Raw genomic sequence first — 21634 nt, 5'->3', positions numbered from 1 at the left:
CCCATGCTCCGCTCTGCCCGGCGCTATGCGCCACTGCTGGTTTTGATCGCGACGTTTCTGGCGCAGCTGGGCCTTGCGGGTCATGCGCGCGCCCAGAACGCGATCTCTATGCGCGCGCGCGTGGGCTACGACGGCGCGTACCGCCTGGCCGAATGGTTCCCGGTGGTGGTCGATATTGCCAACGACGGCCCGGATGTGCGCGCTACTTTGGAATGGCGCTTGCCTGGACGGATTCTTGATGAGCAGGTCTTCCAGCGCCTGGTTGATCTGCCGCGTGGCTCGCGCAAGCGCGTAACGCTCGATGTGTATACCCCCGGCTTTGTGCGCAACGGCCAGCTGCGCCTGCTCGATGGCACGACCGAGCTGCTGAACCAGGATATCAAGCTCGACGCGATTGACGAAAGCGTGTTTTTGATCGGGGTTGTCAGCAGCGACCCAGCACTGCTCAATAGCCTCACAAGCGCGCAGATCGGCAATTTTACCTCGGCGCATATCAGCCACCTCGCCCCCGCCGACCTTCCCGAGTCGGTTGCGGCCATGCGCGGCCTGGACGCGATTTTCCTGCACAATATCGACACGGCCGCCCTGCTTCCCAGCCAGCGCGAATCGCTGGCGCTGTGGGCCAGCCTGGGCGGGCAGCTGGTGGTGAGCGGCGGGCCGGGCGGCCAGGCTGCCGCTGCCGGTCTGGGCGATCTGCTGCCGGTGCGCTCGGTTGGCGATCTGGCGCAGGGCAGCCTTGCGCCACTGGCGGCACTGGCGGGAAGCACGAATGCGAATCTGCCGGCCAGCGCCACGCTCAGCCGCGCTGAGCCGCAGCCTGGGGCCGAAGAAGTGCCGCCCGGCAGCGGGCTGCTGTTCCGCCAGCCCTACGGTGCCGGCCTGGTTACCTTCACCACGTTTGATATTGCTGCCCTGCGCGCCTGGGAAAGTGAAGCTGCGCTGTGGAGCAATGCGCTGCGCCAGCTTGCCACTGCAACGCCCGGCACCGGCGCGCATCTGAGCCAGTTCAACCTGCTGGATCGCGGCGTGCTGAAGCTGCCGTCGCTCAGCCTGCCTTCGACGTGGTCGCTGCTGCTGTTTATTCTGGCGTATGTGGTGGTGCTTGGGCCGCTCAACTACATTGTGCTGCGCCGCATGGGCCGGCTGGAGCTGGCCTGGATTACCGTGCCAGCCGTGGTGCTGGTGTTCACTGCCGGGCTGTATGTCGTGGGCACGCTGCTGCGCGGTGGCAGCGCGCAGTACAACCAGCTTGCAATTGTGGAAAGCAGCGAAGGGCAGGCGCGCGGCCAGGCCACCTCGTTTGTTGGCTTTTTCTCGCCGCGCCGAGCGACTTATACCCTGGCCTTTCCCGCCACCACGCAGGTCACCAGTGGCCCTAACCAGCAGTTTCTGAACGCGCAGTTCGAGCCGGTGGTCGTCGATGAGGCCGGCATACCGTCGGTGCAGCTGCTGGCCGATATTTCTTCGGTAACAACCTTTGTGGCCGAGTCGCTGGTTGATCTGCCGGTGCAGGTGCAGAGTAAGCTAACAGTGGGCGCAAACGGCCTTAGCGGCGAGCTGCGTAACACCGGGCAGGTCGCGCTCGACGATGCGGTGCTTGTGCGCGGCGATACCTTCGCCCAGCTTGGCACGCTTGCGCCGGGCGCGACTGCGCAGATTGCGAACGGCTCCTTGCAGCCCAATTTCCCCACTGGACTGAATCTGTCGCAAAGCGGCGTGTTCGACCGCCAGCCCATGATCAACCTGCTGTTCGACCGCGATATGCTGCAGTTCCGCAACCCCAATACGCCCGCCAGCGGCCTCGATACCAACAGCGTCTACTTGCTGGGCTGGGTCAGCCAGCCGGTGCTGCCCGCAACTGTCAATGGCCAGGCCAGCGCGCAGAACAGCCTCACGCTCTATGTTGTGCGGCTGAACAGCTAAAGCCGCCAGCCGTGCCACAATCGATAACACCATGAGCGATCTCGTTTCGGCGGTGCGTGCCGCCCTTGCCGCACACCAGATGCTCGCTGGCCCCGCGCCGGTTGTCGTGGCGGTGTCCGGCGGCCCCGATTCGCTCGCGCTGCTTCACATGCTGCACCAGCTCGCGCCCGAGCTTGGCGTTGGCCTGCATGTCGCGCATCTCGATCACCAGATTCGCGGCGCAGAATCGTCCGCCGAGGCGCAATTCGTGGCGCAGCTGGCGCAGGAGTGGGGCATTCCTGCCACCGTCGCCGCCCGCGATGTGCCCGCCCAGGCTGCCGCCACGCGCGCCAACCTCCACGCCGTCGCCCGCACAGTGCGCTACAGCTTTCTTGCAGAAGTTGCCCAGGCCACTGGCGCGCAGGCCGTTGCCGTTGCCCACCACGCCAACGACCAGGCCGAAACGGTGCTGCTGCACCTGCTGCGCGGCGCCGGCCCCGAAGGCCTGAGCGGCATGCGGACAGTGCAGCCCTGGCAGGCCTGGTCTGGTGGCACTGGCAGCGGCGCCGCGCTCATCCGCCCGCTGCTCGGCGTCGAGCGCGCCGCGATAGAGGCGTACTGCACCGAGCACCAGCTTGCGCCGCGCCACGACCCCTCCAACCTCGACCGTGCGGCCACGCGCAACCGCATCCGCCACGAATTGCTGCCCCTGCTGATCGAGTATAATCCGCACGTTGTCGCCGCGCTTGGGCGCACTGCTGCCCTGAGCGCCGGTGAGCATGAGTTTGTTGAAACGGCGCTGGATGCAGTTTGGCCGGCCCTGGCAACACTCCGCGCTGGCGGCATCGACATCGCGGGCGCAGAATGGGGCATGCTTGCCCCCGCCCTGCAGCAGGCCGCGCTTCGGCGGGCGCATGCGCGGCTTGCGCCGGGCGCAACGCTTGGGCTGCAGCATGTCGAGCAGGCGCGCGCCATAATCGGGCGCGGCGTGGGCGGGCAGCTCGATCTGCCGGGCGGGGTGGGGCTGCAGGTTGGCTATGGCGGCAGCTTTGCGCTTGGCGCGGCGCCCGTGCCCGAGGGGCCGCAGCTCGCGGCTGCCAGCATCGTGCTTCCTGAACAGGGCACCGTCGCGCTGGGCAGTGGCTGGGCGCTCCAGGTTTCGCGCGAACCGCTGCCCGAACCCGCCGGCCCGTGGGCGGCACGGCTTGACGCGGCAACGCTGCCCGGCCCGCTGCTGGTGCGGCGGCGCGCCCCCGGCGACCGGATGCCGCTGGAGGCGGGCGGCCACCGGCGCGTGCAGGATCTGTTCACCGACGCCAAAGTGCCGCGCGCGCTGCGCAACGCCTGGCCGCTGCTGGTGCATGCCGAATCCGTCGTCTGGGTGCCGGGTGTGCGCCTTGCCGGTGCCTTTCGCGCCGGCCCGTCCACCCGCGACACAATCACGCTCACCCTGCTTCGCGCCGAAGACGGCTGACATCCACGCGCCGCCGCGCTTCCGTACAATCAAGAAATGGAGTCACACATCTATGGACCAGGATATCGCCAAAATCCTGATTTCTTCCGACGACCTGCAAGCCAAGATTCGTGAAATGGGCGCGCAGATTGGGCAAGACTACGGCCCACTGGGCGATCTGCTGCTGGTTGGCGTGCTCAAGGGCTGCATCATGTTCATGGTCGATCTGGCGCGTGCCATCCCACTGCCGCTCGCCATCGACTTCATCGCCACATCCAGCTACGGCCACAGCACCCAGTCCAGCGGCGTGGTGCGCCTGCTGAAGGACCTCGATACCGACATCGCTGGCCGGCACGTCCTGATCGTCGAAGACATCATCGACAGCGGGCTGACACTTGAGTATCTGACCAGCCAGCTGCGGCGGCGCAACCCGGCCAGCCTGCGGATCTGCTCGCTGCTCAACAAGCCCGATCGCCGCGAGGCCGATGTGCCAGTCGATTACCTGGGTTTCGACATCCCGAATGAGTTTGTGGTTGGCTACGGGCTCGACTACGGCGAACACTACCGCAACCTGCCCTATATTGGCGTGCTCAAGCCCGAGATCTACACCCATTAGCGCGGCGCTGGCAGTATTCGGGCAAATCTTTTCCAAAATCGCCCTGATCTGTGATCTCGTTACCTTGTCGGCGGGCGGGCGGGTTTGCTATAATGCGCGCATACAATCGCTGCGGAATGCAATGTTCTGCATGATGCCTTCTAGTGAGGAGCCTGGCTCCTGAAGAGGGGAGCGGATTACGACTATGGGCGATAACCGATGGCTTAAGAATAGCTTTGTCTACCTGATCATTCTGGTAGCTGCGCTGGCGCTATTCTTCAACTACTTCAACAACCAGCAGGGCGCGCCGGATGAAAAGGGTATCACCGAGGTGATAGCGCTGGCCAAGCAGGGCAAGATCGATCGAATCGAGCCTCAGTCAGCCAGCAACGATATTTTCTTTACGCTGAAAGACAACCCCAAGCAGCGGTATCGCTCGCGGCTGGAAGCGACTGACAGCATCACCGACCTGCTGGTGCAGTCGGGCGTCGACCCGAGCACCGTGCAGGTGATCGTGCAGCCCGCGCCGGCGTGGGGTGGTTTGCTGAATATCTTCACCATCCTGCTGCCCGTGCTGCTGATGATTGGCTTCTTTATCTTCTTCATGCGCCAGGCGCAGGGCTCGAATAACCAGGCCCTGTCGTTCGGCAAGAGCCGTGCGCGCATGTTCTCGGGCGACAAGCCGACGATTACGTTTGCCGATGTTGCCGGGCAGGAAGAAGCCAAGCAGGACCTGACCGAAGTGGTCGAGTTCCTGAAATTCCCCGACAAGTTCGCCGCACTTGGCGCGCGCATCCCGCGTGGCGTGCTGATGGTGGGCCCGCCTGGAACTGGTAAAACCCTGCTGTCGCGCGCGGTGGCGGGCGAAGCCGGCGTGCCCTTCTTCTCGATCTCGGGCTCGGAGTTCGTCGAAATGTTTGTCGGCGTCGGCGCCAGCCGCGTGCGCGACCTGTTCGACCAGGCCAAGCGCAACGCGCCCTGTATCGTCTTCATCGACGAAATCGACGCAGTCGGTCGCCAGCGCGGCGCCGGCCTGGGTGGCTCGCACGACGAGCGCGAGCAGACGCTGAACCAGATCCTGGTTGAGATGGACGGCTTCGACACCAACACCAACGTGATTGTGATCGCGGCCACCAACCGGCCCGACGTGCTCGACCCGGCGCTGATCCGGCCGGGCCGCTTCGACCGGCAGGTCATCCTCGATGCGCCGGATGTCAAAGGTCGCGTGGCCGTGCTCAAGGTTCACACCAAGGGCAAGCCGCTCTCCGACGACATTCAGCTTGAAGTGATTGCACGCCAGACGCCGGGCTTCTCGGGCGCCGACCTGGCCAACGCCGTCAACGAAGCTGCCATCCTGGCAGCCCGCCGCTCGAAGAAGAAAATCGGCATGGCCGAGCTGCAAGACGCGATCGAGCGCGTGGCGATGGGTGGCCCCGAGCGCCGCAGCCGCGTGATGACCGAGCGCGAAAAGCTGATCACTGCCTACCACGAGGCTGGCCACGCGATTGTTGGCGGCGGCATGCCCAAGGCCGACGGTGTGCAGAAAGTGACGATCATCCCGCGCGGGCGTGCTGGCGGTTACACGCTGTTCCTGCCCGACGAAGATCGCAACTACATGAGCGTGTCGCAGTTCGAGGCGCAGCTGGCCGTGGCGCTGGGCGGGCGCGTTGCCGAAGAGATCGTCTTTGGCGATGTCACCACCGGCGCGTCGAGCGACATCACCACTGTCACACGGATCGCCCGCGCAATGGTGACGCGCTACGGCATGAGCCAGAAGCTTGGCCCAATCGCCTTTGGTGAGAAGGACGAGCTGATCTTCCTCGGCCGCGAGATCAGCGAGCAGCGCAACTATGGCGACGATGTGGCCCGCTCGATCGATAGCGAAGTGCATCGCATCGTCGACGAAGCCTACAGCCGCGCGCGTGAGATCCTCACGACCAACCGCGCCGTGCTGAACGACATGTCGAGCGCGCTGATCGAGTACGAGACGATCGACGGCGAGCGCCTGCGCGAGCTGCTGGGCCGCGTCAAGCAGCTTGCGCTGCCCGAGCCGAACGTTAACGGCAATGGCAGCACTGCCACCACGCCGCTGGTAGACGTACCGAACACGCTGGCCTAACGTTCTTCACCGCACGAGCCGGGGCGCTGCATCGCAGTGCCCCGGTTTTCGTTGGCGGAAGGGCTGTGCTATAATACGGCCTGCAACACAACCACAGGAGGCAGATGGTATGTCCGGCCACTCGAAATGGCATTCGATTCGCCGCTCAAAAGGCATTCTTGATCAGAAGCGCGGGCAGCTCTTTACCAAGCTCGCGCGCGATATTACGATTGCAGCGCGCGAAGGGGGCAGCGGCGACCCCGACGCAAATTTCCGGCTGCGCATCGCAGTCGATAAGGCGAAGGGCAGCAACATGCCCGCCGACAACATCCAGCGCGCGATTGATCGCGGCATGGGTAAGGGCGGCGAGGCCAAGCTCGAAGAAATCTACTACGAGGGTTACGCGCCCGGCGGCATCGCGCTCATGGTCGAAACCGCCACCGACAACCGCAACCGCACCAATTCCGAAGTGCGCGCAGCCTTCTCCAAGGCTGGTGGCAATCCCGGCGAACCTGGCTCGGTCGGCTGGATGTTCAAGACCAAAGGCTTGATCACCATTGACATGACCGTCAAGAAGCTCGACCCCGACGAGGTCATGCTTACCGCAATCGACGCGGGCGCCGACGATGTCGAGGTTGGCGATGACATTATCGAGGTGTACACCGAGTTCCAGCAGCTTGCAGTTGTGCGCGAGGCGCTGATTGCTGCTGGCCTGCCGCTGAGTGGCGCCGAAAAGACGATGCTCGCAACAACGACAGTCAAAGCCGAGGTCGACGACGGCCTGCGCGTGATGCGACTGATCGAGAAGCTCGAAGACCTCGACGATGTTCAGAAGGTCTATAGCAACCTCGAAGTCACCGACGAACTGGCCGAGCAGTTTGCGAACATGTAACGCATACCCGCAAAGCTCAGAAACCGAGGGCTGGCTGCAAGGCTGGTTCTCGGTTTTTGCTTTCTAAACACACGAAACGAGGCACTATGCGTATTCTTGGCATTGACCCTGGCACCGCTATCATGGGCTGGGGCGTGATCGACGAACAGGGCAGCACACCCACTTTGGTGGAATGCGGCGCGCTGACCACCGCCGCCGGCATGCCGCAGCAGGAACGCCTTTTGATCCTGTACGACGGACTGCAAGCCATTTTGCAAAAGCACGCACCGCAGGCTGCCGCAATCGAGGAGCTGTTTTTCGGCAAGAATGTCAACACCGCCATCCACGTCGGCCAGGCGCGCGGCGTGGCGCTGCTGGCGCTGGCGCAGGCGGGTGTGCCGATCTACGAGTACAAGCCGCTGGCAGTCAAGCAGGCCGTGGCGGGCTATGGCGGTGCCGACAAAAAACAGATGCAGGACATGGTGCGAATGACGCTTAAGCTGCCCGCGATCATCAAGCCCGACGACGCCGCCGACGCCGTGGCGATTGCGATCTGCCACGCATACACCGCCCCAATGCTGAATCGCATCGCTGCAAGCTCGCGCTAGGCCCACCTGCAACTGCGGTATTTGTAAAAAAAGTGTTATCACCAACACTATGTATAGTAAGCGTCTATCGCACTATGCTCGTTAAATTCTGCGCAATATATATAAAATCGTAAAAAATACCTCTTGAAAGAGAAGCCTTTTTGTGCTATAGTACACTTTGCATAACATGAAAAGCCGTCTAGATAGAAAGCCGGACCCAGTGAACGATACACTCGATCTGCTGTTGTCTACGGCCCGCGCGAAGCGGCACCTCCCCACCGAACGTGCTTTCGAGCACGAACTCTCCCCAGAACTCCTTCCTGAACATCTCGCTCAAACCGAGCTTCATTTCGATGAAACCGCAGCCGCCCCCGACGAACACGCCGAAGCCAACAATGGCGATGAGCTCGACGCTGACCTCGACCAGCATGGCATCGCCGCCGACGATCCGGTGCGCATCTATTTGCGCGAGATCGGCCGCGTCGAGCTGCTGACATCGCAGGAAGAACAGTTGCTGGCGCAAAAGGCCGAGCGCGGCGAGGAAGCAACCGAGCGTCTGGAACACGGTAGCTACACCGCCGATGAGCGCGCCCACCTGCTGCGCTGCTCGTACGAAGGGCGCACCGCCCGCGATCATCTCATTCAGGCCAACCTGCGCCTGGTGGTCTCGATTGCTAAGAAGTACCTCGGGCGCGGCCTGTCGTTTCTCGACCTGATTCAGGAAGGCAACATTGGCCTGATGCGCGCCGCCGAGAAGTTCGATTACCATCGCGGCTTTAAGTTCTCGACCTACGCCACCTGGTGGATTCGCCAGGCGATCACCCGCGCGATTGCCGACCAGAGCCGTACCATCCGCCTGCCGGTACACGTCGGCGAAACGATCAACCGCGTGCTGCGCACCACCAACCGCCTTCAGCAGTCGATGGAGCACGACCCAACTCCCGATCAGGTCGCCGACGAGCTGGGCATTTCGCCCGATAAAGTGCGCCGCGCGCTGGCCGCCTCGCGCCAGACGATCTCGCTGGAAGCGCCGGTGGGCAGCGAAAGCGAAGCCGTTCTCGGCGATTTCATCGAGGATAAGGGCGGGCCAGCGCCGCTGGAGCAAGCCGCGCAACACCTGCTGCGCGAACAGATCGACATTGCCCTGCAAAAGCTGCCGGAGCGCGAGCGCAAGATCATTCAGCTGCGCTACGGCCTGGCCGATGGGCAGTATCGCACGCTTGAAGAAGTGGGCCGCGAGTTCGGCATCACCCGCGAACGCATCCGCCAGATCGAAGCGCGGGTGCTGCGCAAGCTGCGCCACCCGCACTATGGCCGCCACTTGCGCGGCTACCTCGAATAAGGCACGCACAGCAACGGGCTCGGCTGATGATCATTCATCAGCCGAGCCCGTTTTTGTTTCCAGCCACCGAACCTTAGCGCAAGAAGGCCAGCAGCATCCCCATTGTTGCGCCAATGAACAGCACCGCCAGCGTGCCCGAGGGCAGATCGAGCGGGTGGTTTGATTGCGGGTAGCGCCGCAGCAGCGCCATTCCCAGCAGCGTGGTCGGCAGCGCAATCAGCCCGCCAAACAGCGTGATCGACACCACCGAGATTCCCGTCAGCAGGCTGCGCAATCGCGCCCCGCCCGAAAGCGCCGCGTTCGACGAAGTTGGGTCGAGCCAGATCATCACGCCGATAGGGGTTGCAAAAGCTGCCACCACATAGGCCGAGCCGTACAGGGCCAGCAGCGCCAGCGGCGACGCATGCACGTTCCACACTGTCGCGGGCGGCAGCGCCAGGCTGAGCACGGCGATGATTGTGGTGATGTGAACGACCTGATCAAGCAGGAAGGGGCCGATTGGCGGGCCGGGGATGTGGTGCCCATAATGTACCTTCGACCAGTCGGCACCGAAATGCACCACCGTGATCAACAGCATTGCCGGGATCAGCGCCAGGGTGGCGGGCTCGAACAGCGGCAGCGCCAGCATGCACAGCAGCACAATGCCGCAGTGGATCAGCAGGCCATCCAGCCGCCGCTTGCGCAACACCAGCCAGTAGGGCTGCAGCACGAAATCGGCAAACAGGTGCGCAAACAGGAACAGGTACAACATCATGGTTCTCCTTGTGGATGAAATCGCTGCCAAGCATTCGGCAAGATGGCCGGATGAATATACAAACTACCGTTGATGGTAGAGAAAGCACGCGTGCAGAAGCGCTGGTGAGCATATGCCGAAAGAATGCTCAGGGACACGGGAAATTATTCGCGCGATTGCTCAAGCTGCTCGTAGTCGAGCACGCTCACGCGCGCGCGTTCCACGCGGATCAAGCCCTGATCGCGCAGTTGCGCCAGCACGCGGTTAACGGTCTCGCGCGTGGTGCCCGACAGGCTGGCCAGGTCGTCCTGCGTGAGGTGCAGGTCGATGCGAATGATGCCGCCGTCTGCCGTGCCATAGCGCGAGGCCAGGCCAAGTAGCTGCCGCACCACCCGCTGCGAGGCCGACATATTCGCCAGCTGATCGGCAATGGCGTTGCTTTGCCGCAGGCGCGCCGTCATCACTTCCAGCACCGAGGCGGCGATTGCCGGGCAGACGTCGATGGTGTGCAGAAAGGCGGCCCGTTGCAGCGTGAGCGTGACCGTGCGGCACATCGCTTCGGCGCTGGCGGCGCGTGGCTGGCCGTCGAGCAGGGCCATTTCGCCAAAGAAGTCGCCGTCGCGGAAGAGTGTGACCGTGAGTTCCTGGCCGGCCTCGCTGGTGGTATAAATGCGGACCTGGCCCGAAACGATCATGAACAGGGTGCTGCCAATATTGCCCTCGTGGAAGATGGTCTCGCCGCGCTGAAACGTCTGCGACCCTACGCTGCGCGCCAGTAAGGCGAGCTGGCTGTCGTCGAGCCGGGCGAAGGCGTTGACGTGTTTAAGAAGTTCGAGCTTGTCCATTGGTGCCCCCGTGGGTAGTGGTTATGTTGACGCTATTATAGGATCGCTGCTGCGTTTACACTATGATCTTTATCACGGATTAACAAATCGTTTCAATGGTGCGGCGCGCTGGTTTGGCAAGCACGCACGCCTCTGGTATCATAGCGCGATGATTTGGACGATCTCAGACCTGCATCTTTCAACAGTGAAGCCCAAGCCGATGGATATTTTCGGCGATCGCTGGAAGCAGCACCCCGAGCGTATTGCGGTGGCCTGGCGCGAGCGCGTGCGCCCCGACGATACTGTGCTGGTTGCCGGCGATATTTCGTGGGCGCTGAAATTGCCCGAAGCCCTGCCCGACCTGCAGTGGATCGCTGAGCTGCCCGGCCACAAGGTGCTTTCGCGCGGCAACCACGATTACTGGTGGGAAAGCGCCGGCCGCGTGCGCCGCCAGCTGCCGCCCGGCATGTCGGTGGTGCAGGGCGACGCGCTGGACGTGGGCGAGGCGGTGGTGTGCGGCACACGCGGCTGGATCACTCCCGACACGCCCGGCTTCAAGCCCAGCGAAGACGAAACCGTCTACAAGCGCGAGCTGATTCGGCTCGACCTGGCCTTGCAGGCGGCGCAGAAACTGGCGGCCGGTAGTAAACCGATCATTGTGATGTTTCACTACCCGCCCTTTCTTGATCGGAAACCAACCGAGTTCGCCCGCAGAATCGCCGCCGCCGGCACGGCCGTTTGTATCTACGGGCACCTCCACCGCCCGCACGACTGGACCATGGCCATGCAGGGGCAGATCGAAGGCGTGTACTACCAGCTCACCTCCTGCGATTACCTGGGCTTTGGGCCGGTTGCCGTGCGTGGCCTGCCAGCTGCCCAACCCAGCCCCGCCGAGCCAGCGAGCTAGCGCGCCACGCGAACAGCACCCCGGGTACCTGCGCCTGACGGCACCCACGCTGCTACGCAAATTCCCCCTCAAAACCAGCTGCCACATCGCTTTAAATCCATAGAAAATATGTTCTGATTTTGGTGGACAAAATCGCGTTTTAGCGGTATAATATGCCAAGAATCGAGTTGTACGCTTAGTACGAGTTATTGTCAGCCGGCGGCCAACATGCCGCCGCTGATCGCGTTTTGGAGGCAGCATGGAAATCGGGATCGTTCGGCCGGTAAGCATCAACGACGAGATGCGAACCGCATACCTGGATTACGCAATGAGCGTAATCGTGTCGCGCGCGCTGCCCGACGCACGCGACGGCCTCAAGCCGGTGCACGTGCGCGTCCTCTATGGCATGTGGGACATGGGCATCCGGCACAGCACGCCCTACAAGAAAAGCGCCCGTATCGTTGGTGATGTGCTTGGCAAGATGCACCCGCACGGCGACGTGTCGGTCTACGATGCGCTGGCCCGCCTGGCGCAGCCGTGGAACATGCGCTACCCGCTGGTCGACGGCCAGGGGAACTTCGGCAGTGTCGACGGCGACCCGCCCGCAGCCATGCGCTACACCGAGGCGCGTCTCTCGGCGATTGCCGAAGAGCTGCTGTTCGATATTGACAAAGACACAATCGATTTCCGCGATAACTTCGACGGTACCTTTCGCGAGCCGACGGTGCTGCCCGCGCGCCTGCCCAACCTGATGCTCAACGGCGCATCTGGCATTGCCGTGGGTATGGCAACGAACATCCCGCCGCACAACCTCACCGAGCTGTGCGACGCGATTATGCATCTGATCGACAACCCCGAGGCCACTGTCGAAGACCTGATGAAAATCATCCCCGGCCCCGACTTCCCGACTGCCGGCATGATCCTCGGCACCGAGGGCATTGTCAATGCCTACAGCACTGGCAAGGGCCACATCACCCTGCGCGCCAAGGCACATATCGAAGAAGCTGCCCGCAGCGCCTACAACATCGTGGTCACCGAGCTGCCCTACCAGGTCAACAAAGCGCGCCTGCAAGAGCGCATCGCCGAAATGGCGAAAGAGCGCAAGATCGAAGGCGTGCGCGACGTGCGCGACGAATCGGATCGCAGCGGCATGCGCCTGGTGATTTTGCTGAAGCAGGATGCGCAGCCAAAGAAGGTGCTGAACGCGCTGTACAAGCATACCCAGATGCAAACGACCTTTGGCGTCAATATGCTGGCGCTGGTCGAAGGGGGCTTGCAGCCGCGCGTGCTCACGCTCAAGCGCACCCTGCAGGAGCATATCGACCACCGGCGCGAAGTCATCCGCCGCCGCACCGAGTTCGATCTGGCGAAGGCCCGCGCGCGCGCCCATGTGCTCGAAGGCTTGAAGATCGCAATCGACAACCTCGACGAAGTGATCCGCATGATCCGCGAGTCGCGCAATGCCGACAGCGCGCGCAACAACCTGATGCGCAACTTCAAGCTGAGCGAAATTCAGGCGCAAGCCATCCTCGACATGCAGCTGCGCCGCCTGGCTGCGCTGGAGCGCAAGCGCATCGAAGATGAGTACAAGGAAGTCATCAAGCTGATCGCCGAGCTGGAAGATATTCTGGCTAACCCGCGCAAGGTGCTGCACCTGATCAAGGCCGACCTGCAGTACCTCAAAGAGAAATATGGCGACGAGCGCCGCACGCGCATCATCCCCGATGCCGATGGCGAAGTCAGCGACGAAGACCTGATCCCCGACATCAAGGTGCTGGTCACCATCACCGAGCGCGGCTACATCAAGCGCATCAACGCCGACACCTACCGCACGCAGCGGCGCGGCGGGCGTGGCATCAAGGGCATGATGACCCGCGAGCAGGATGTTGTGCGCCACATCGTGACCTGCATGACCATGGACGACCTGCTCTTCTTCACCGATCGCGGCAAGGTCTACCAGCTCAAGGCGCACGAAGTGCCCGACGCGGGCCGCACTGCCAAGGGTCTGCCGCTGGTCAACCTGATCTCGCTAGAACCGGGCGAGCAGGTCACGTCGATCCTGTCGGTGCCCGACTTCGATGAAGGCGAGTACCTGATTATGGCGACGCAGCGCGGCAAGATCAAGCGCACCATTCTCAAGGAATACAGCGCCGTGCGCTCGAACGGCCTGATCGCGATTGGCCTGGAAGATGGCGACATGCTCGGCTGGGTGTCGATGACACAGGGCAACGAGGATGTGCTGATCACCACGGCGCGCGGCCAGACAATCCGCTTCCGCCAGGAAGAAGTGCGCTCGATGGGCCGGCCGGCCAGTGGCGTGATTGGCATCAACCTGGGCAATGGCGACCGCGTGGTGGGGATGGATCTGGTGCAGAGCAACGGCCTGCTGCTGGTAGTCACTGCCAACGGCTTCGGCAAGCGCACTGCGGTGGAGGAATACCCACCCAAGGGCCGTGGCACTGGCGGCGTGATTACGCTCAAGCTGCGCCCTGGCGATGAAGTTGCCGCCGCGCGCGTGGTGTACGAAACCTCGCTGCTGACCTTCATCACAACTGGCGGCACGGTCATGCGCTGCCTGGCTGAGGATATCTCGCAGCTTGGCCGCTCCACGCAGGGTGTGACGATCCTGAACCTCGTCAAGGGCGATAAGGTCGCCGCGCTTTCGGTGGAAGAGCCGAGCGACGACGACGAGCGCAGCCAGAACGTTCTGATCAACATGAATGGCGAGGGCAACCACGACGAAGTGAGCGGCAAGTAGCTTTCTCCGCCCATGCACAACGGCCCAGGCGAAACTCGCCTGGGCCGTTGTATTGTTTGCGATGGGCCGGGTTAGCGCGGCTTCATTTCCACTTCGCGCGGCCGGTCGAGCAGGCTGTTTACCGCCAGCTGCGGCGGGCGTGGGCGCGGCAGAAGCAGCGCCGGGCCTTCCTGCCTGATCAGGTCAATAAAGACTTCGACAAAATTGCCGTCCCAGTGCGTGCCGCGCCCATTCATCAAAATCTGGAATGCCTGCTCGGGCTCCATCGCCCGCCGGTAGGCGCGGTGCGAGGTCATGGCGTCATACGCATCCGAAATCGACACAATGCGCGCTTCTTCGCGAATTGCCACGCCCTGCAAGTGCTGCGGGTAGCCGCGCCCATCCATACGCTCGTGGTGGCACTCAATAATCGGGATCACATCGCGCAGCGCCTTGATCTTGCGCAGAATGTCGGCCCCAATCGTTGGGTGCGATTGCATGATCGCGTATTCTTCGTCGTTGAGCGGGCCGGGCTTCAGCAGAATATAGTCGCGAATGCCGATCTTGCCAATATCGTGCAGCAGCGCGCCATAGTGAATATACTCGACCCGCTCGGCGGGCAGGCGCAGCACCTCGCCCAGGCGCACGCCATAGCGGCGCACCTGCTCGGAATGGCCGGCAGTGTAGGGGTCGCGCGCATCGATCGCGGCGGCCAGCGCGGAGATCGTTTCCAGGTGCTGGTCTTTCAGCTGGCGGTACAGGCGCGCATTATCGAGCGAGGCCGCGATATGCGAGGCGCATACATTCAGCAGTGTGCGGTCCTCGGCATCGAAGCCCGGCTGATCCACGCCGCGCGACAGTTCGAGCATGCCCACGGGCCGCTGATTGCTGCGCAGCGTAATGCGCGCCAGGTGGCTTGGGCCGAGCTGTCCATCGTCCTCGCCCACCAGCTCGACATGCCCGGCCAGGATCGCCCGCTCGTCGGCGGCGCTGACTGTTACGCGGCTATTCGGCGCGCGGTCGATGCCGGTGCCGCGCTGGGCCAGCAGCTCCAGCTCGTTATCTTCGGGGTGCAGCAGCGAGAGCGAAAGCGAGCGCGGGGCGAAGCGCCGCCACAGCAGCCGCGTAATTTCGCGCACGGCCGTCGCCGTATCGAGCGTCGACGCAAAGGTCTGGCTCACCTCGTGCAGCGCAACAATTTCGGAAAGGCGCTGCTTTTCTTCGCGAACGTGCCGCCACTCCATTGCGCGGCGCACGGTGCGCTCAAGGTCATCGACCGTTACCGGCTTGGTAAGGTAATCGAACGCGCCAAGCTTGAGCGCCTGCCGGGCCGTTTCGACGGTTGCGTGCGCGGTAAACACAATCGCATCGGTTTCGGGGTAGCGCTGCCGCAGCTCGTGCAGCAGCTCGATGCCACCCATTTCGGGCATTTGCAGGTCGGTAAATACCAGATCGTAGCGCGATTGCTCAAGCACGCCCAGCGCGACACGGCCATTTTCGGCTGCGACCACCTGGTAGCCATTCATGCGCAGCAGGCGCACACAGAAATCGCGGACATTTGTATCATCTTCAACAATCAGCACCCGCGTGGGTGTTGTATTCTGCTCTGGCTGAACAATCGTACTCATGAACTCTACCTCATTGTGCAACTCGCTACTAGGTATATCGCTATGCCAAAAGTGAGAGATACGCGCTGCGCTCGTATATCGCGAAATCGTCAGATTGCCGGCAGGCACACCGTAAATGTGCTGCCGCGCCATACCTGGCTCTGCACTTCCACACGGCCCCAGTGGTCTTGCGCAATCATATGCACCGCATACAAACCCAGCCCGAGCCCGCGTGAAATGCCTTTGTCGACTTTGGTGGTAAAGCCCGGCTCGAACACACGCGTCAGCAGATCGGGGCGGATGCCGCGGCCAGTGTCGGAAATCGTCACCCGCACCCACTCGTTTTGCTCGGCAACGCCAATGCCAAGCTGGCGCTGATCGCTGGTGCTCATAGCTTCGATGGCGTTTTGCAGCAGCTCAAGGAATGCCTGCTCGAGCTGGCCGGCCTGCCCAAGCACCATTGGCATCACCGCTGGCAGATCGAGCGTGAGCTGAATGCCGCCTTCGTTGACGCGGTTGCGCAGCAGGCCCAGCGCCTCGTTCAGCGGCTGGTCGATTGGCAGCGGGATCTTGCCGCCTGAGGATGGCTGCGCAAAGCGCAGAAAGCGCTCGACCAGGGCCGCAATGCGCTGACCTTCCACCATGATGTGGGAAATATCGTCGCGGGCGGCCTCTGGCAGGTCCTGGTTGCGCAGCAGCAAGTGCGTATAGCCCAGAATGGTGGTGAGTGGGTTGTTGATCTCGTGCGCCACGCCTGCGGCCAGGTCGTTCACCACCGCCAGCCGCGACGAAAGCAGCAGATCGTGCTCAGCAATGATTTCTGTTTCGGAAGCAGGTGCCAGCGCGCGTGCGCCGCGGTGCTTCATCGCCACTGCCGCAAGCTGCCCCAGCAACTGAAGCAGCGTAACATCGGCCCCCGCGAAAGCCGCCAGTGCCGGCGATTGCAGGTCGATAATGCCCAGGCTCTGCTCGCCAGCTACAATTGGAATAATCAGCTGCGAGCGCGTGCTCGCCAGCGCCGGCAGCACCTGCGGGTCGTGCTCGATATCGTCGGAGCGAACCGGCGCGCGCTCGCGAAATGCGCGTCCGCTCAGGCCATGCTCAAGGCTCGGCGGGATTTGCTGCACCAGCACGGCTTCCTCGGGGCTATAGCCGCGCCGCGCCAGCATCACCGCGCGCCCCTGATTGTTTGCGAAAATACAGCTGTGGCTCGCCTTCGTAAGCTCGATCGACGTATCGACAATCAGCGCCAGCGCCGAGGCCTGGTCGGGCGCGTGGCGAATGCGGGCGTCGAGATCGAGCAGTTGCTCCTGTTGGGTTTGTGTTGCCTGCCAGCGGGCAAGCCAGTGCAGGGTTTGCGCTGCCTGAAGCATCACCGCATGTGCGCTCAATGCGCTGCCGCCATCGAACTCGCCCAGCAAACTGATATAGCCATAGACAATTTTGTTTGCGGCCAGGGGTAATGCAAGCCAATCGCGGCCTGAGCCAGGCGTCGGCAGACCCGCCAACGAACGCAGCGCTAACACGGGTTCGTGTGTTAGCGCCAGCTGTTCCAAAAAAGGTGTAAACGAAGGGGATGATTCAACAAGCGCAGGAAGCGCGGGGGTGCCATATTGGGCATGGATGGTGATACCCGCGTTGTTGCGGGCGAGCACGGCAATTCCGCTACAGCCCAGCACCTCGTGCAGCGTGGCCACGAGCTGCTCATAAATAGCGCTGCGTTCTGGCTCCATGGTGAACAGCACTGCGGGCGAAAACAAACCATGGCCTTCGACAGCCACTTATGCAGCCAGCAGTGTGCGCATCACGCTACGCCGGGCGCGCGCGGCTTTCGAAGAACAGGCGCACGCGGCGCTCAAGCTCTTCGAAATCAAACGGCTTGGCCAGGTAATCGTTCGCGCCAATGCGGCGCGCCTGCTTCTCGGTGTCGGGGGTGCCGAACGCCGTGATCAGGATGACATACACATCGTTATAATCGCGGCGAATCGCCTGAATCAATTCCATGCCATCCATGCGCGGCATGTTCATGTCAGTAATAACAAGATCGCAGTGATTTTTCGCTAACTGCTCAAGGGCGGCAACGCCATCTTCGGCTTCGAGCACCGGGTAGCCGCCATTTGTTAACATAAATTTATAGAGTCTGCGGGTCGCGGCATCATCCTCAACAATCAAAACTTGTGGGGTGCTACCATTGGTTACGGCCGGGCTGGTCGGCAATGACATGGGAAGACCTCCGTATCCTTATGAACACATAACTATTTGGGCGATTTCACTGTGAGGCGGCCGCATTCAGACTGTACTTGTACGCATAGACCTGATGCAGATATTGCCTATTTTACCACATGTGAACGAAATCTCGACAGTAAAGTTACGTATTTCGTGCATGGGTGACGTATCTGTAATCGGGCTGTCATGTGCTCAGGGCGGGGTGCAAAGCTCAGCGATAGGCCGCCAGATCGCGCTCCTCAATTGTTGGCATAAAGCGCGACATTTCAACCATCTTGAAGATTTTCTGATGGTGTGGGCTGACGTTCATTGCGAACAATTTGTTGCCAGCTTTGCGCGCCGAAACAACAAACTTGAGCAAGGCCGAAATACCAGCAGAATTGATAAACGCGACATTGGCAAAATCCAGCACGGTGATCGGCCGCATCGCCGAAATTGTGGCGCTGGCTTCGATTGCCGCAGCTGAGTTCGTATCTACACTGGTTGTCAGGATATGCAGAACTGCAACATCGCCAAATTCTTCGCGGCGAATCACATCATTGCTTGTTCGTTCGTTATTAGTCATGTGATCGCTCCTCCCGATAAAGCCGCAGGGTCATAATCGTACCATGCTGCGACGAGCGAACTTCATAATCGTCAACCAGGGCACTCATCAAATACATGCCAAAGCCGCGATGCATGCCGCTGTCTAAATTTTGTTCTTCAACAATACGCCGCGAAAAATCGGGCTGCTCGACACCACTGCCCTGATCGCTGATTCGCACTTCCAGCTTGTCGTTGTCGAGCATAAAGGTCACTTCAACCAGCTTTGTGCTTTCACGATGGTTGCCATGATCAATTGCGTTATTGACGGCTTCGCTCACGGCGAGCTTCAGGTCTTCCAGGCGCTCGGGCGTCAAGCCGAGCACTTGCCCAATCTCACTGGCGCTTGCGCGCACCACGCGCTCAAACAGGGGGTCGGAAGGAATATGAACCAGCACCTGTTCCATGCGTATTGTCCTTTATAAAGCAGTATGCCGGGATGTCATACCATATGCTCAGGAAGAAGCGCGCCCGGCGCTGAGCAAAGCAGGCCGCATTCCCGCGCCGCTTGCGCGCCCGGCACGCGCGCGCGCCTGCTGCGAACGCTGCGCGCCGCTGCTCTGCTCTGCTTGCCGCTGCAGGTGGTCGTAGCGGCGCAGGTAGGCTTTGCCAAGCGATGTATTGCCAAGCTGCAGGTAGGCTGCGCCCAGGTAATACAGCGATTGAGTGTGCTGCGGGTTGCGCCGGAGCACTTTTTCGAAGAGCGGAACGGCGAGCCCAGGCTCCATCAGCTCTTTGTAGCACACGCCCAGCATAAAATTCGTTTCGACATCTTCTGGCCAATAGTGTAGCACATGCTCGAATTGTTGGGCGGCCAGGTCAAAACGCTCGCGGCGCACATACATGTAGCCCAGGTCGTAGCGCAGCGAATGGGCATCGGGCGCGAGTTCGACGGCTTTGCGCCATGCTGCGAGCGCCCAGTTTTCATGCCCGGTCAGGTTGTACATAAAGCCAAGCAGGTAGTGCGCCTGCGGGTCGCGCGGCAGCAGCTGCACGGCGCGCTCGAATGCGCGTGTGGCTGGGGCATTTCGGCCCATGTCGTACAGCAGCTTGCCCATGTTCAGGAAGAGCTTGCCCTGCTGAGGGTAGAGTTTGGCGCACTCGAATAATACCAAATACGCTTCGCGCAGCTTGCGCTGCAGCTTGTAGATCGCGCTCAGGCGAATGCGCGCATCGGCGTAATGCGGGTTGTGCGCGGGGATCTGGCTGTATTCGTCGAGCGCTTGTTCGAGCTTGCGTGCGCGCGCCAGCAGGTTGCCAAGCATGTAGTGCGCGCGATACTCTTGCGGGCGCCATTGCAGCAGCGCGCGGTAAATGCGCTCGGCTTCTTCTTCATAACCCTGGTGCTTGAGGTCCTGGCTCAGGCGGTAGTACCACTGCGTCACTTCTTCTTCCGAGCGCATCACCAGGACTTCGTCCTGCACTTCGGGCGAAATAAAGGTTGGTTCGACGCGCAGGGCCTCGGTGAAGCAGCGCTGGGCCAGCTCGTGCGCGCCGTGGTCCTGGTGCATCAGGCCCATGTAGTAGCGCGGCTCGGCGGCCTGCGGCCGCGCATTACACGCCTGATCGTAGTGAATATACGCGCGCCCGGCGTCGTCGAGCCGCTGGTAGCAGCGCCCCAGCGAGAAATGCGCCTCGTACAGGCGTGGGTTGTGCTCAAGCGCTTCCTTCAGGGCGGCAATCGCCCGGTCGATCTGGCCGCGCGAGGCAAACGCCACCCCAAGGTTGTAGTGCGCCTCGGCCAGTTCCGGGTCGGTCTGCACTGCTTCCAGGTACTCGCGCAGCGCGCCTTCCCAATCTTCCTGAAACGCCAGCGCGTTCCCAATGTAGAGGTAGATAATTGCGCGCTCGCGGTCGAAGATCTGAGCTTGCTCTTCGCCCTCGACATAGGCAGCAATCAGGGCGGCCTTGAAATGCTCGATCGCGTCGCTGTAGGCTGCACGCAAATAGGCGCGAATACCCTGGCTAAACGCCGCGCCAAGCCGCGTGCCGGCCATGAATCGCTCGCTCCCACTGAAGGTGTCGAGGTCGAGCGGCATGAAATTAAGGGGTTCATTGGTCGTCATAGAGTCGCTCCCTGGCGACGCGTGTGGTTCCGCCAGTCATTCGTATCCAACAGGGTTGTGTTTAGCTCCAATGGCCACGTGGCCCCGCATCATTCCCCACCCAAACGATATTCTTCCAGAGCCAGCCGCAGCTGTGCCTGCAGCTCGCGGGCAAAGCCGCGCCCAAAGCGGCTTTGCACCTGGCCGATCAGCAGTGGCAGGCGTTCGGCCCAGTGCGCCGCGCTTGCCCCCGTGCCGCCCAGATCAAGCGTTTGCCACAGTTCAGCGGCGCGCTCTGCGCCCAGCACATCATCGGCAATGCTGCGCAGTTCGGCCCCGGGGTCGGCCAGCCGCCGCCGAATTACGACCATGGTAATGTCGTCGGCTTGCTGGTGGCCATTCCAGGCACGCAGCTCTTGCAGCAGCGCCGCCACCAGCGCGCGCGGCTTCAGGTGTGCATGGGCGCGCAGCATGTGCTCCAGGCGGCTGTAGCTGTAAATTTCGCCTTCTGGTGGCCCGGCCTCAACCACGCCGTCGGTGTAGAGTACGACGGTATTGCCCGGCTCGATGCACGTGTGTGCTTCTTCGTACTGGCCCTCATCATCGACGCCGAGTGGTAGCCCGGAAAGCTCAAGCTCGGAAACTTGCCCACTCATAATAATCGGGTAGTTGTGCCCGGCATTCGCCAGCCAGAGATCGCCACGCAGCGTGTCGAGCTTGGCGTAGAGCATGGTGACCATTCCCTGCGGGATCTCGGACATGATACCGCTATTGGTTGCCGCAAGGGTTATGCCAGGGCCTTCATCGCGCCGGGCCGCGTGGCGAAAAACCGTGCGCGCCACTGCCATGCGTAACGCTGCGGGCAAGCCCTTCCCCGAAACATCGCCAATCATGATGCCATGCCATCCATTCGCCATTGGCAGAAAATCATACAGGTCGCCGCCCAGATCGTGCGCCGGGAGCGAGATCGCGCTGATTTCCCAGCCGGGCAGGCGTGGCACCGCTTCGAGCAGCAAGCCTTGCTGAATATCGCGCGCCAATCGCAGATCATGCTCGATCTCGGCCTGGCGGCGTAATTCTTCCATGCTTGGTGCGGGCGCAGCAGGTGCTGGCACAGGTTGGGCTTTTCGCACCGTTCGGCGCTGC

Annotated in this window: 18 protein-coding genes; 9 read left to right on the top strand and 9 right to left on the bottom strand. The window is 62.1% G+C overall.

The features are described from left to right. Nucleotides 1-3: 3 nt before the first annotated feature. The 7 genes from M1P90_RS19330 (at nt 4) to M1P90_RS19300 (ending at nt 8848) form a co-directional block, all read left to right on the top strand. The gene (locus tag M1P90_RS19330; protein WP_483696930.1) at nt 4-1923 is read left to right on the top strand and encodes a hypothetical protein; all 1920 of its coding nucleotides are present in this window, start codon (nt 4-6) and stop codon (nt 1921-1923) included. 31 nt (nt 1924-1954) lie between these two features. Continuing rightward, nucleotides 1955-3376, top strand: a complete 1422-nt coding sequence (gene tilS / locus M1P90_RS19325; protein WP_483696929.1) for a tRNA lysidine(34) synthetase TilS — start codon at nt 1955-1957, stop codon at nt 3374-3376. 52 nt (nt 3377-3428) lie between these two features. Then, nucleotides 3429-3971, top strand: a complete 543-nt coding sequence (hpt, locus tag M1P90_RS19320; RefSeq protein ID WP_483696928.1) for a hypoxanthine phosphoribosyltransferase — start codon at nt 3429-3431, stop codon at nt 3969-3971. Between the two features lie 184 nt (nt 3972-4155). Then, nucleotides 4156-6069 (top strand): ATP-dependent zinc metalloprotease FtsH, encoded by a 1914-nt coding sequence (gene ftsH / locus M1P90_RS19315; protein WP_483696927.1) that lies wholly within the window; start codon nt 4156-4158, stop codon nt 6067-6069. Nucleotides 6070-6178: 109 nt separating this feature from the next. Next, a complete protein-coding gene (locus tag M1P90_RS19310; RefSeq protein WP_483696926.1) occupies nt 6179-6940 on the top strand; it encodes a YebC/PmpR family DNA-binding transcriptional regulator in 762 nt (253 codons plus the stop codon). An 86-nt stretch (nt 6941-7026) separates the two neighbouring features. Next, complete coding sequence (gene ruvC, locus M1P90_RS19305; RefSeq protein WP_483696925.1) at nt 7027-7527, top strand: crossover junction endodeoxyribonuclease RuvC; 501 nt, start codon at nt 7027-7029, stop codon at nt 7525-7527. A gap of 199 nt (nt 7528-7726) precedes the next feature. Beyond that, complete coding sequence (locus M1P90_RS19300) at nt 7727-8848, top strand: sigma-70 family RNA polymerase sigma factor (protein WP_483696924.1); 1122 nt, start codon at nt 7727-7729, stop codon at nt 8846-8848. A gap of 73 nt (nt 8849-8921) precedes the next feature. Here the strand turns inward: M1P90_RS19300 and M1P90_RS19295 are convergent, their stop codons facing one another. Both M1P90_RS19295 and M1P90_RS19290 read right to left on the bottom strand, forming a co-directional pair. Further along, nucleotides 8922-9602 carry a DUF3307 domain-containing protein gene (locus M1P90_RS19295; RefSeq protein WP_483696923.1) on the bottom strand — a complete coding sequence of 227 codons (681 nt, stop codon included), beginning with the start codon at nt 9600-9602 and terminating at the stop codon, nt 8922-8924. A gap of 143 nt (nt 9603-9745) precedes the next feature. Continuing rightward, entirely contained in the window at nt 9746-10426 is a 681-nt protein-coding gene (locus M1P90_RS19290; protein ID WP_483696922.1) for a Crp/Fnr family transcriptional regulator, read from the bottom strand. A 148-nt stretch (nt 10427-10574) separates the two neighbouring features. Between M1P90_RS19290 and M1P90_RS19285 the strand changes: the two genes are divergently transcribed. After that, on the top strand, nt 10575-11312 hold the full coding sequence (locus tag M1P90_RS19285) for a metallophosphoesterase (RefSeq protein WP_483696921.1): 738 nt from the start codon (nt 10575-10577) through the stop codon (nt 11310-11312). Nucleotides 11313-11550: 238 nt separating this feature from the next. Continuing rightward, on the top strand, nt 11551-14049 hold the full coding sequence (gene gyrA, locus M1P90_RS19280; protein ID WP_483696920.1) for a DNA gyrase subunit A: 2499 nt from the start codon (nt 11551-11553) through the stop codon (nt 14047-14049). 71 nt (nt 14050-14120) lie between these two features. Here gyrA and M1P90_RS19275 read toward each other — a convergent pair whose 3' ends face one another. From M1P90_RS19275 to M1P90_RS19245, 7 genes are all read right to left on the bottom strand, one after another. Further along, nucleotides 14121-15656 (bottom strand): HD domain-containing phosphohydrolase, encoded by a 1536-nt coding sequence (locus tag M1P90_RS19275; protein ID WP_483696919.1) that lies wholly within the window; start codon nt 15654-15656, stop codon nt 14121-14123. 89 nt (nt 15657-15745) lie between these two features. Continuing rightward, a complete protein-coding gene (locus M1P90_RS19270) occupies nt 15746-17368 on the bottom strand; it encodes a sensor histidine kinase (protein WP_483696918.1) in 1623 nt (540 codons plus the stop codon). A 76-nt stretch (nt 17369-17444) separates the two neighbouring features. Next, on the bottom strand, nt 17445-17858 hold the full coding sequence (locus tag M1P90_RS19265) for a response regulator transcription factor (protein WP_483696917.1): 414 nt from the start codon (nt 17856-17858) through the stop codon (nt 17445-17447). A 214-nt stretch (nt 17859-18072) separates the two neighbouring features. Continuing rightward, nucleotides 18073-18426, bottom strand: coding sequence for an STAS domain-containing protein (locus M1P90_RS19260; RefSeq protein ID WP_483696916.1), 354 nt, complete (start codon nt 18424-18426; stop codon nt 18073-18075). Beyond that, complete coding sequence (locus M1P90_RS19255) at nt 18419-18850, bottom strand: ATP-binding protein (protein ID WP_483696915.1); 432 nt, start codon at nt 18848-18850, stop codon at nt 18419-18421. The genes M1P90_RS19260 and M1P90_RS19255 overlap by 8 nt, the downstream gene beginning before the upstream one ends. A gap of 48 nt (nt 18851-18898) precedes the next feature. After that, complete coding sequence (locus M1P90_RS19250; RefSeq protein ID WP_483696914.1) at nt 18899-20509, bottom strand: tetratricopeptide repeat protein; 1611 nt, start codon at nt 20507-20509, stop codon at nt 18899-18901. An 89-nt stretch (nt 20510-20598) separates the two neighbouring features. Then, nucleotides 20599-21603, bottom strand: coding sequence for a PP2C family protein-serine/threonine phosphatase (locus M1P90_RS19245; RefSeq protein ID WP_483696913.1), 1005 nt, complete (start codon nt 21601-21603; stop codon nt 20599-20601). Between the last annotated feature and the right edge of the window lie 31 nt (nt 21604-21634).

It is taken from the genome of Kouleothrix sp. 19917, assembly GCF_057073505.1.
This window is presented reverse-complemented; position numbering and strand designations above follow the sequence as displayed.